Annotated in this window: 10 protein-coding genes; 4 read left to right on the top strand and 6 right to left on the bottom strand. The window is 46.3% G+C overall.

All coding sequences use genetic code 11. The features are described from left to right. Positions 1–3 precede the first annotated feature (3 nt). From M917_RS09125 to M917_RS09145, 5 genes are all read right to left on the bottom strand, one after another. Positions 4–1,491 (bottom strand): aldehyde dehydrogenase, encoded by a 1,488-nt coding sequence (locus M917_RS09125; protein ID WP_021814522.1) that lies wholly within the window; start codon positions 1,489–1,491, stop codon positions 4–6. A 67-nt stretch (positions 1,492–1,558) separates the two neighbouring features. After that, a complete protein-coding gene (locus M917_RS09130; protein ID WP_021814523.1) occupies positions 1,559–2,596 on the bottom strand; it encodes an LLM class flavin-dependent oxidoreductase in 1,038 nt (345 codons plus the stop codon). 79 nt (positions 2,597–2,675) lie between these two features. After that, entirely contained in the window at positions 2,676–3,587 is a 912-nt protein-coding gene (locus tag M917_RS09135) for a flavin reductase family protein (RefSeq protein ID WP_021814524.1), read from the bottom strand. A 33-nt stretch (positions 3,588–3,620) separates the two neighbouring features. Next, complete coding sequence (locus M917_RS09140) at positions 3,621–4,445, bottom strand: alpha/beta fold hydrolase (RefSeq protein WP_021814525.1); 825 nt, start codon at positions 4,443–4,445, stop codon at positions 3,621–3,623. A 13-nt stretch (positions 4,446–4,458) separates the two neighbouring features. Next, a complete protein-coding gene (locus tag M917_RS09145; protein ID WP_021814526.1) occupies positions 4,459–5,061 on the bottom strand; it encodes an amino acid synthesis family protein in 603 nt (200 codons plus the stop codon). A 187-nt stretch (positions 5,062–5,248) separates the two neighbouring features. Here M917_RS09145 and M917_RS09150 point away from each other — a divergent pair, with 187 nt between their 5' ends. The 3 genes from M917_RS09150 to M917_RS09160 are packed head-to-tail and all read left to right on the top strand — an operon-like array spanning position 5,249 to position 7,792. After that, positions 5,249–5,908, top strand: a complete 660-nt coding sequence (locus M917_RS09150) for a GntR family transcriptional regulator (RefSeq protein ID WP_021814527.1) — start codon at positions 5,249–5,251, stop codon at positions 5,906–5,908. 26 nt (positions 5,909–5,934) lie between these two features. After that, positions 5,935–6,321 carry a carboxymuconolactone decarboxylase family protein gene (locus M917_RS09155; protein WP_021814528.1) on the top strand — a complete coding sequence of 129 codons (387 nt, stop codon included), beginning with the start codon at positions 5,935–5,937 and terminating at the stop codon, positions 6,319–6,321. A gap of 19 nt (positions 6,322–6,340) precedes the next feature. Further along, positions 6,341–7,792, top strand: a complete 1,452-nt coding sequence (locus M917_RS09160; protein WP_021814529.1) for an NAD-dependent succinate-semialdehyde dehydrogenase — start codon at positions 6,341–6,343, stop codon at positions 7,790–7,792. Positions 7,793–7,851: 59 nt separating this feature from the next. On the opposite strand, the gene M917_RS09165 is transcribed toward M917_RS09160, so the two are convergent. Beyond that, positions 7,852–8,769, bottom strand: a complete 918-nt coding sequence (locus tag M917_RS09165; RefSeq protein ID WP_021814530.1) for a LysR family transcriptional regulator — start codon at positions 8,767–8,769, stop codon at positions 7,852–7,854. 454 nt (positions 8,770–9,223) lie between these two features. Between M917_RS09165 and M917_RS09170 the strand changes: the two genes are divergently transcribed. Next, entirely contained in the window at positions 9,224–11,578 is a 2,355-nt protein-coding gene (locus M917_RS09170; protein ID WP_040642486.1) for a FepA family TonB-dependent siderophore receptor, read from the top strand. The last annotated feature ends 43 nt before the right edge of the window (positions 11,579–11,621 follow it).

Genomic DNA, 11,621 nt, shown 5'->3' on the forward strand with positions numbered 1-11,621 from the left:
CGGTTATCTCATGATAAAAGGATTAGCCATCGGCTCCGCCGAAATATTAATCCATGTCGTTTTTGTGCGAGTATATTGCAGTACAGATTCGCTACCGGCCTCGCGCCCGTAGCCTGATTGGTTATAACCACCAAACGGCGCGGTAGGAGAGATAGCACGGTAGGTGTTTATCCAACAAACCCCTGAATGGATTTGCTGAGAAACGCGATGGGCGCGAGCCAGATTTTGTGTAAACACGCCAGAACCCAAGCCATAGACACTATCGTTTGCCATCGCAATGGCTTCTTCTTCAGTATCAAATGCCACCAATGACATGACAGGCCCAAACATCTCAATGGTCTGAGTCTCAATATCGGTGTTTGGGCATTCTACTAACGTTGGACAAAAATAGTTGCCGTCAGCCAAATCTGCGTCTTCAGGAGCATGACCGCCAAAACGAATAGTAGCGCCTTGTGCGACTGACTTTTCTAACGTGTCTTTAATACGCTCGACCTGCGCTTTGGTACATAAAGGCCCAACGTGTGTTTCAGGATTGAGCGGATTACCAATGACGATATTTTTTGCTTTTTCTTCCACGCGTTTCATGATTTCATCAAAAATCGAGCGTTGAACGAAACCGCGTGAGCCTGCGACACAAGACTGCCCAGATGCGCCAAAGTTACCAGCGATGAGACCATTTGCCGCACTTTCTAAATCGGCATCTTCGAATACAATAATTGGAGACTTGCCACCAAGCTCTAAGCTTGTGACTGCAAAGCTATTGGCAGAATTTCTGACCACGTGCCGCGCTGCTTCAGGACCGCCGGTAAAGGCAATTTTATCGACATCAGGGTGACTGGTCAGCGGAATGGCGCAGTTTTCGGCATCACCTGTAATGACAGAGACGACGCCTTTAGGGAATCCTGCTTGCTCTATGAGTTCAGCAAACGCAAACATCGGACAAGGAGCGACTTCAGAGGCTTTTAAAATAATAGAACAGCCTGCTGCCAGCGCTGGCCCAAGCTTAGTGGCAGTCAAAAACATTTGCGCATTCCAGGGCACGACAGCTGCGACCACACCGATTGGCTCACGCGTGGTAAAGACGTGCATGTCTGCTTTATCAATCGGTAGCGTGGCACCTTCTATTTTGTCAGCAAGCCCTGCAAAGTAACGATAATAATCGCTGACGTAGCGCGTTTGCGCCACAGTTTCGTGCGCCAATTTACCACTGTCCGTCGTCTCAATTTTGCCTAATTTTTCAGCGTTTTCTTCGATTAGATCTGCTAGACGGTAGATCAGTTTACCGCGCTGAGTGGCGGTCATTTTTGCCCACTCAGGATTGTTCAGTGCTGCTTTGGCACCATCGACAGCGCGCTCAACATCTTCTGGGCTGGCACAAGCAAATGTTGCCCACGCTGCGCCCGTTGCAGGGTTATAGCTGTCTAGGGTTTGATTATTACTGCCTTCGCACCACTCACCGTTTATATAGAGTTGGTAATGAGGTTTAGTCATGGTGTTTCTCCACATTCTTTATTAGTTTGTCTTTTGATTCTGCACTAGAGTATGAGACTCAATAGAGTTATGCAAATGCTGGCATGACGTCATCAATAAAACGGCGTAACGATGCCTGTTTTTGCTCAAAGGTCATGCTAGAGTCAATCCAAAAGGCAAACTCGTCATAGCCCAAATCTTCATATACTTTGAGTTTTTCAATCACTTGCTCAGGTGTACCTATTGGCATGTTTTCTAACATTTTTTCAGGGGCATACATGTCGATTTTTGCCATTTCTTCTTCGCTCAATGGCTCAAGCAATCCTTGACGAATCGGACGTTCATTTTTGAACCATGCGCCAAAGTAGCAATAAAAACGGCTGATACATTTTGCCGCGATAGCCACGTCATCGGCATCACTGCCAACATAGGCGTGTTGCAATAGCATGATTTTTGGGTTTTTACCTTCGCCGTGTTCGGCTTTGGCGTTTTTAAAAGCAGTCATTAAGTTTTGAATTTCTGTCATGCCTTGCCATAGTGGGGTCACTTGCACGTTGCAGCCATGTTCAACTGCAAATTTATGACTGTGAGGGTCGCGTGCCGCAATCCACATGGGTACACCACCTCTCTGTAAAGGTTTTGGCGCTGAGGTGGTAGATGGGAATTGGGTAAATTTACCATCGTGGGCATAATCCCCTTTCCATAGATTCTGTACAGCAGGGACAAGTTCACGCATGCGGCCACCGGCTTCCATAGCATCCATACCGGGCATCAAACGCTCGTACTCAAAATTATAAGCACCGCGCGCGATACCCAAATCCAATCTGCCGCCCGTGATAATGTCCGTCATCGCAGCTTCACCAGCCAGTTTGATCGGATGCCAAAATGGTGCAATCACTGTACCTGTGCCCAAACGCACATTTTTGGTGTGATGAGATAAATCGATCAGGTTTAAAAATGGGTTGGGGGCGATGGTAAAATCCATACCATGATGTTCGCCTGTCCAAATCGCGTGCATGCCGCCTTGGTCAGCCATTTTTGCCAGCTCAATAAAATCAGCGTGAAGTTGTTGATACGTCTGTGATTCGTCGAGGCGTTCCATATGTAAAAATAGTGAAAATTTCATGAGGCAAATCCTTTGCTGTTTGTTTTAACTTATTTTGGTTAAATGTTATGTTTGTCTAAATGTCGTTTAGATATAAAGTTTAATGGACACGGCCTTGTTCTTCTTGCCCAACATACACCCCATAAAGGCCATTTTTGCTTTCAGTCGCATAGCGAGTCATCATCGAATTCATGGCTGAGGTAGCAAAATCTTGTGTTGCGATGTCATCGATAGCGACATATTCGCCCAGCCCTTTAGTGTTTGATGATTGTGCAATGGCGCGGTAAAAAATGTAATTAGTATTTGTTTTGCTGTTCTCATAAATAGAAAAGACTGCACCCAACTGAGCATCAATACCATTGTCTGCCAAAAACTGCTGAATAGTACTGACAGCATTGGTATTGTCATCAGTCGTTGTACTGGGTAGAGATACTTTGCCATCTTTTTGACTGAGCAAGACTTTGCCATTGTGTTCGATAATGACGCCCACACATACATGTTTTTCTTGCGTACTGATTTCTGCTGCTTCACGTTCTAGTGCTAAGCTAAAATAACCGCCAGATGCGTATCCTAAGCCGTGGCCTTCGCGAGATGAAAAATCAACAACCTCACCAACCAGCAGATGGTGATCGCCAGCTTCTAGATTACGATCGGTTTTACAAGAAAAATGCGTCAATGCGCCATCGATGACAGGATTGCCTTGTTCGTCTTTGTGCCATTCAATTTGACTAAAACGGTCTGCTTTTGAGCCTGCAAATATGTTGGAGATGGCTTGCTGGTCTTCGCTTAAGATATTGACAACAAAGCTTTTACAATTGGCAAATACATCAAAGCTCGATAGCGATTTGGCTGGGCAAACCAATAGTAGCGGCGGGTTAAGCGATACCGACGTAAATGAATTGGCTGTAAAGCCGACGGGCGTGCCGTCATTACTCATGGCGGTTATCACGGTCACCCCAGTCATATAACTGCCAAAGGCGTTGCGTAACATTTTAGGATCAAGTTGTTTCATGGGAACCTCTTTTTTAAATGGGGCGTTTGTAAATTAGGTGTTGACCGTGGAGTGCGACTCGCACTGGATAAAAAATCTTGCCAATGCTGCGTTAACCGCATTGGCATGGGTCATTTGTGCCATATGTCGGGCTTCAGGCACGATGACAGTATTGGCATTGGGCAATATATTAGCCATCGCTAATGACATTTTAGGACTAGAATTTACATCCATCTCGCCCGTTAGCAGTAGTGTGGGCGCGCTGATGGTCTGCAAATCTGCTGCTGCAATGCCGCGTAAATGCGCGAACATCTGATAGGCTTGCGCATATCCTAAGCGATTGCCAGTATCTAGCCACAATCGGCATAACTCAGCCTCATGGCGGTATTGCGAATCGCCATCAAACCATCTGGCAATCGGCTGATCCGTCACATTTTGGTCAAGATCATTGAGTAGGGATTCGGCACGGTTCTGTACATTTTGGGCGGCATTGTCTGGACGATCATAAATGGCATTAAGAGCAGCGATCCCTCGTACCACTTGCGGATGACGCACCGCCGTTTGTAAAGCGGTCATCGCGCCGAGTGAGTGCCCAACGATGATGGCAGGCTCGCCAATTACATTATTAATAAAAGTGCTCAGTACCTCAGCAAAGTCTGATAGCGTCAATGCAGGGTTAGGCAACAAGTCGCTCTCTCCATGTCCCGGCATATCAATCACATAACAGCGATATTGGCCGTCAAATGCAGATACCTGCTGATACCAGCTTTCTGCTCGCAAGCCCACGCCATGCACAAAAACGACCGGAGTGGCTTTGTCACTTTTATTATCATTATGATAATAGGCAATGCCATTAGAAATTTTGCGTGACCATTTCATCAGTAGATGCTCCTTAAACGGCAGCTGGGTTATTCAAATCGTGACCGAGATCTTGCAAGTCTTGATAACGATCACCAATTCGGTGATGTGGACGACCGCCAGTTGCTCCGCCTAGCACAATCACCACTTCATCGTCGCGAGGGGCATCAGGAATGGCAAATTGAATCGTCAGATAATGCGAGCGACGACCCGCATCGTCTTTGTCCATGAGTGGCACCATGATGGGAGTATTGGCTGTGCCGCGTATATTGGTAAATGCCAAATACGTACTGGCAGACAATGCTTCACGATAAAAATTGCCAAAATGCAAGGTATGAATCAAGCCTGAGGCATGCTCAACTTCACCATTCAAGCCGACCACAGCGGCTTTTCCGTAGGCTTCTATTTTGTCCGCACCCCCTGCTAAAGTGACGATTTTGTCGGTGAGTAGCTTACCTAAGACGGGAGCGAACGCTTGAATTTCAGGCTTCAAATCTTCTGCATAACGACCCGCCCATGGATTGGTAAGCACTGCCGCGACGGCAAACATACGCAGAGGCGTGTCGGCTTTTTTATAACCTTCAACTAAAATCTCTTCTTCAAAAGTGACGATTTTTCTAATATCTGGTTTTAACATGACAAGTTCCTTCTATCGATGAATGATGGCTAACAATATTGGTATACCATAATACGGTATTAAATAAATTACTAGCTTTTTTTGAAAATAAATATTATGGTATACCGTAATACGATATGAAAGCGTACTGTTTTTCTGCGCCATAGACGTTATACTCTTTATTTATATTTGAGAGAGTAAAAACCTTATGTTAGAAAAAGTAGAAAAACCAAAGACTTTAAAAGAGACGGCGCTGGAACAATTGCGCTTGGCTATTATGATCGGCCAGCTCGCACCCGGTAAAAGGCTGGTAGAGCGCACGATTTGTGAGCAGTTAGGGGTTAGTCGAACTGTCGTACGTGAATGTATCAGGCATTTAGAAAGCGAGCATTTAGTGACTGTTTCTGCTGGAGGGTCTTCGGTTGCCGTATTAGAAAGTGATGAAATCCGCCAAATCTATCATCTGCGTGCGATGTTAGAGAGCGAAGCGGTTCGTTATTGTGCCGAACAAGTGACGCCTGAATTGGTAGAAACATTGCAAAATCATTTGGTACAGATTCGCGATAACTTGCAGGCAGGCGACGTGGTAAAGGCGCTTGGGCATTCATATTCGTTTTATGAGCGTCTATTCATGACGGCTGGTATGACGGTCGCGTGGGAGTTGACAGAGCGATTGAACGGACGTATTGGTCGTCTGCGCTTTATGACCTTGTCTACCCAAGAGCGCGCAGTCAAAGGCCCAAGTAATTTGCAAGAGATTGTAAGCAATATCGCTCAAGGGGATAGCAAGGCGGCAGTCAAAGCTTGCCGCAAGCATATTGATGAAGCCTGCCGTATGGGCTTGCATCTCAATAAACAACCATCTTAATCAACAATAAATACTAAGGATTAGTCATGGATAAACAACGATTTGAGTTGGGACTTACTCAGCGCAAAGCCACCTTGGGGGCTGAGTATGTCGAAAAAAACCTACAAGCTGCCGATGATTTCAACCGTCCGTTCCAAGAAGCCATGACCGAATGGTGCTGGGGCTTTGGCTGGGGTGATGAGGCAATCGATGCCAAAACCCGCTCATTAATGAACCTAACCATGATTGCCGCTCTTGGCAAAATGCATGAGTGGGAGCTGCATTTAAATGGCGCAATCAATAATGGCTGCTCTGTGGAAGAAATTCGCGCCGCTATTCATGCGATTGCGATTTATTGCGGTGTACCGCAAGGTGTGGAATGTTTTCGCATTGCCCGTCAAGTATTGACTACTCGTGGGTTGTTAGAATCCTAAAAAATAATTGGAGACAGAAATGCAATTAAAAAACAATGCGTTGTTTAGACAACAAGCCTTTATCAATGGTGTGTGGTGTGATGCGGATAACGGGCAAACCCAAGAAGTATTGAACCCAGCCACCGGTGAAGTCATTGGTACAGTACCAAATATGGGAAGCAATGAAACCCGCCGTGCCATTGAAGCGGCAGACATCGCTCAATCAGCATGGGTAAAAAAAACAGGCAAAGAACGTAGCACCGTTTTACGCCGTTGGCACACGCTGATTGCCGAAAACATCGAGGATTTGGCTTTGCTTATGACCCATGAGCAAGGCAAACCACTGGCTGAGGCCAAAGGAGAAATCCAAAGTGGACTGGATTATCTAGAATGGTTTGCCGAAGAAGCGAAACGCATTTATGGTGACGTGATTCCGGGTCATATGGCAGATAAGCGTTTGATAGTGATTAAACAACCCGTTGGTGTTACTGCCGCTATCACCCCATGGAATTTCCCTCATTCTATGATCAGTCGTAAGGCAGGCCCTGCATTGGCCGCTGGCTGCCCGATGATTGTCAAACCCGCTATGGAAACGCCATATTCAGCGTTGGCGATGGCGTATTTGGCTCAGCAAGCGGGCGTGCCTGATGGGATTTATAGTGTGGTCACTGGTGATCCAGTCGCTATTGGCGGAGAGATGACTACCAATGCTTTGGTCAAAAAAATCAGCTTTACAGGCTCTACGCGTGTCGGAAAAATATTGATGAAGCAATGTGCTGACACCGTCAAAAAAATGTCGTTAGAGCTGGGCGGCAATGCGCCTTTTATCGTCTTTGACGATGCTGATATTGACGCGGCTGTAACAGGCGCAATGATGAGTAAATATCGTAATAGCGGTCAGACCTGTGTTTGCGCCAATCGCTTATTTGTACAAGCGGGTGTCTATGAAGCATTTACACAAAAATTGGCAGAGCAAGTACGCGCCATAAAAATCGGTAATGGGTTAGAGGCAGGTGTGGTGCAAGGCCCACTGATTTCTCAATCTGCTGCCGATAATGCAGAGGCACTTGTCAACGATGCCAAAGCCAAAGGCGCTACTGTGCTGTGCGGCGGTCAAAGAGTGGCGATGGATAAAAACTTCTTTGAGCCAACCATTTTGACAGATGTTAATAATGACATGCGGGTGGCGGATGAAGAAATCTTTGCACCAATCGCGCCAGTTTTTAAATTCGATACAGAAGCAGAAGTCATTGCCTTAGCCAATCGCACAGAATATGGCTTGGCGGGTTATTTTTATAGTCGAGATATTGGACGGGTATGGCGTGTGGCTGAGGCGCTCGAAGTGGGAATGGTCGGTGTCAACACAGGCATGCTCACCACAGAATTGGCACCATTTGGCGGCGTCAAAGAATCTGGTTTGGGTCGTGAAGGCTCAAAATACGGCATTGAAGAGTACGTAGAGACCAAATATATCTGCTTGGATATCAACTGATTGAGAGCGTAACCACTGTCAGACATTTAGCAGTTATATTTATCAGTCATACCCACTTCTCATATGTTTTGTATCGGTTCATCCCAATAGGGCGGTGAACCGTAATACCCATCAATAAAATCAATAAAACATCGAATTTTATGGGGCAGTAGCTTTCTGTGGGCATACACCGCATACAAACCCAGCGTCTTGGGTTCGTCATCAGGCAGCACGATGACCAGTTCACCTTTACGAATGGCCTCGCTTGCAATAAATGTCGGCTGCACAGCCAACCCTGCGCCTGCAATGGCCGCATTGACGAGCAGGTCGCCGTTATTGCTGGTTAATTCACCGCGATGCTGACCACTCTCTGTAGTGAGCCATGGATGAATGACTTCTTTCGTATTTCTCTCCATATAGCTGTAGTGTAAATAGCGATGGTTTTTCAGGTCTTTGGGTTCGTGAGGCATGCCATACTTTGCAAGATACTCTGGTGAGGCGCACAGTACCACTCGAATGGGCGCAACCAGTTTTGCAATCAGTGAAGAGCTTTTTAGCTCGCCGATACGCAGGGCAACATCAAACCCTTCCTCAACGATGTCTACTTTTCGGTCAGTCAGTTGCAAATCGACAGTGACGGAAGGATATAACGTCTGAAAATCCGTGACCAATTTGGCCATGTGTTTCATAGCAAATGAGACAGGCGCGCTTATTCTTAGCGTGCCTTTGGGGTTTTGATGCAAGCCGCCCAACTGAGATTCCATGTTGTCGATACTCAATAAAATTTGTTGTGCATGTTCAAAGTAGTGAGTACCTGCTTCAGTCAGGCTTACCTTACGAGTGGTGCGATTAAACAGCCGCACATCAAGTCGTTCTTCTAGTTTGGAGACGTATTTGCTCACCAATTGCGGCGACAGCTGCATGGCTGCTGCGGCATTACTAAAGCTGCCTTCAACCACCACGGCGACAAACGCCCGCATCGCATCGATTCTGTCCATGACCTGCTATATCCTTATCACTATTATCAATGTTTTGTTATTAGTTATTTTCCATATTTTATCTTAATGCTTTTGCCGCGTTGATAGTAACGTATTTTGTCTCACTGAGAGGGTGCACTTTTCACTCAACACGCCCTAATAACGTCATCAAAAACAAAGTTTATAAAACTAAATAGTAATAATTATCATTATTGTTTGTATTATTTTTATAATGTTGCTAAAGTATGCGTTCTTTATTGCCGAAACGTTAATAGCGCTTCGGTCTTGTTGTTTTTAAAATGTGAACTGTATGAAAGCTTTAGCCATTCAGCTTATGTCAGTGGTAGTCGAAGAAGGGTAGCGTCAGCCTGTATTCATGTTTTTGCAGCGTGTATATGTGATGTTATGTGGTACTTCATCTATCGGCAAAGTGGAAAGCTATCGATACAACCAAATACTTTCAGGATTGTTATTTATGCCCATGTTATCCACCTCTTCTGCCTCCAAAAAATATTTTTACTCACAAAAACCGCCACATTTCGCGACTCGTCAAGCCTTGCTGAGCCTTGCCATTGCTTCTGTTTTTAGCACCACTGCATTGGCAGCTGAGAGTAATGAGCTTACGGTACAGCAGACAGCCGCTCAAGAAGCTGCCGAACAACAAGATATGCCTAGCACTGAGTTAGATACCATTGTCGTACTGGCGGCAAGGGATGAGTTGGTACAAGCGCCTGGTCTGTCTATTATTAATGAAGAGGCGATTGAAAAAGCCTCGCTTTCTAATGATATCTCAGAAATCGTGCGTAAGATGCCGGGTGTGAATCTCTCAGGATCGTCTACGTCAGGGCAGCGTGGTAACCAACGTCAAATCGATTTGCGCGGTATGGGACCGAATAATACCCTCATTTTAATCGATGGTCGTCCAGTTACTTCGCGTAATGCGGTGCGTCCTGGTCGTGGCAGCGAGCAAGACACTCGCGGTGACTCACAATGGGTACCGCCAAGCGCCATTGAACGCATCGAAGTACTGCGTGGTCCAGCGGCTGCGCGTTATGGTTCTGGTAGTATGGGCGGGGTGGTCAATATCATCACCAAAGCCCCAACCAAAAAGGAGTTTTCGGTCACAGGTCATTACGAGTTACCAGAAAGTGATCTTGAGGGTGAAAATTGGCGCACGAACATCAATATGGCAGGCCCATTGACGGACAAGCTGTCGTTCCGTACCACACTTGGCTACCATGATAGCGAAGGCGACGACCCTTATATCAATGTAGAAGATGCGCAAGTCATTGACGATCGTGGCGAGCCAGTCGCTTCTGTTGCTGCAGGCCGCGAAGGGGTCGAAAATATAGACGCGCGCCAGCTTTTTGAATATGCCATGGATGCGATGAACACCGTCGGCTTTGAGGTTAACTATAGCAACCAGAGCAATCGCTGGGCAGGTGATTCACAGTTCCAGACGATCAATGATGACTTGGTTAATGCGTTGGCAGGTCAAGAAACCAATAAGATGGAGCGCTATGGTGCTGCATTCACTCACCGCGGTGAATATGACAATAGCAGCAGTAACAGCTATCTTGAATATACGCGCACCATTAATGAACGTCTGAATGAAGGCAATGTCGGTCGTTATGAAGGTGAAATCTCGCAACCTGAAGGAGAGGCTGAATATAATTGGACAGAAGCGACCTATGACACATTAAATGCAAAATCAGAGTGGGATATCTACTTTGATCGTCACACCTTGACGGCTGGTGCCGAGTTCCGCGGCGAAAGATTGGACAATCCCTTGGTTTCGACCGTAGAGTTTGATGAAGGCTTTGATTTTGGTGATACCGAGGCCGATCCTGCCAAGCGTGATCCAGTGACAGATGCTTACCTTATTGGTGCGTATCTAGAAGACAACTATCAAATCACGCCTGACTGGTATGTTACGCCTGGTGTACGCCTTGATTATCATGACCAAGCTGGTAGCAATTGGTCGCCCAGTCTGAACACCACTTGGAACTTCAGTCCAAACTGGTCAGTAAAAGCGGGTGCCAGTCGTGCGTTTAAAGCCCCTTCACTGTATCAGCTTGATCCGAACTACATTTATTATACGCGTAGTAATGGTTGTCCATCCAGCGTACCTACCGATCAGCGTGGCTGCTATGTCTTGGGTAATTCTGATCTAGAGCACGAGACCTCTTGGAACAAAGAGCTGACGTTCACTTATAAAGATGACACGGGACTGAATGCAGGCTTGACTTACTATCACAATGATTATGACAATCGTATCGGCGCTGGTGTAGAGCGTGTGGGTGTGGTCGGTGTCATAGCGGATGGTATCGCCGCAGAACGTTCTGTGTTTCAGTGGGAAAACCAAGGGGATGCTATCATTGAAGGTATCGAAGGGTTTGTAAAAGTACCCGTCACTGATACGGTCTCATGGTCTACCAATTTGACAGGGAATATCCGCTCAGAGCGTAAAGACACGGGTGAGCCGTTATCCTTAATCCCTAAATTCACCATGAACTCAAATGTCAGTTGGGATATTACCCCTCGCTGGAACACGGACTTTGGCGTTAGCTACTATGGAACCATTGAAGCGCCTGAAGTGGCTGTCACTACGGGTGATGCACTTACCACCCCGAAACTGGATCGTGATCCATACGCCCTTGCCAATGTCAGCACACGCTATAATCTAACAGATGACATCACCATTGGTGCTGGTGTCAAGAATCTGTTTGATAAGCAAATCAAACGAGAAGGGACGACGACCAATGCTGGTGCCCGTACGTTTAATGAACCGGGTCGCTATTATATCTTCGATGTCAGCGTTAATTTTTAAGCACTAAGATTGCTATTTCTTACCATTTAAAAAGTCCGAGCAA

This window comes from Psychrobacter aquaticus CMS 56 (assembly GCF_000471625.1).
GTDB lineage: Bacteria > Pseudomonadota > Gammaproteobacteria > Pseudomonadales > Moraxellaceae > Psychrobacter > Psychrobacter aquaticus.

Bases quoted from the DNA above. Each gene is read 5' to 3' on its own strand.
- M917_RS09125 (WP_021814522.1), bottom strand. From the start codon at position 1,491: ATGACTAAACCTCATTACCAACTCTATATAAACGGTGAGTGGTGCGAA.
- M917_RS09130 (WP_021814523.1), bottom strand. From the start codon at position 2,596: ATGAAATTTTCACTATTTTTACATATGGAACGCCTCGACGAATCACAG.
- M917_RS09135 (WP_021814524.1), bottom strand. From the start codon at position 3,587: ATGAAACAACTTGATCCTAAAATGTTACGCAACGCCTTTGGCAGTTAT.
- M917_RS09140 (WP_021814525.1), bottom strand. From the start codon at position 4,445: ATGAAATGGTCACGCAAAATTTCTAATGGCATTGCCTATTATCATAAT.
- M917_RS09145 (WP_021814526.1), bottom strand. From the start codon at position 5,061: ATGTTAAAACCAGATATTAGAAAAATCGTCACTTTTGAAGAAGAGATT.
- M917_RS09150 (WP_021814527.1), top strand. From the start codon at position 5,249: ATGTTAGAAAAAGTAGAAAAACCAAAGACTTTAAAAGAGACGGCGCTG.
- M917_RS09155 (WP_021814528.1), top strand. From the start codon at position 5,935: ATGGATAAACAACGATTTGAGTTGGGACTTACTCAGCGCAAAGCCACC.
- M917_RS09160 (WP_021814529.1), top strand. From the start codon at position 6,341: ATGCAATTAAAAAACAATGCGTTGTTTAGACAACAAGCCTTTATCAAT.
- M917_RS09165 (WP_021814530.1), bottom strand. From the start codon at position 8,769: ATGGACAGAATCGATGCGATGCGGGCGTTTGTCGCCGTGGTGGTTGAA.
- M917_RS09170 (WP_040642486.1), top strand. From the start codon at position 9,224: ATGCCCATGTTATCCACCTCTTCTGCCTCCAAAAAATATTTTTACTCA.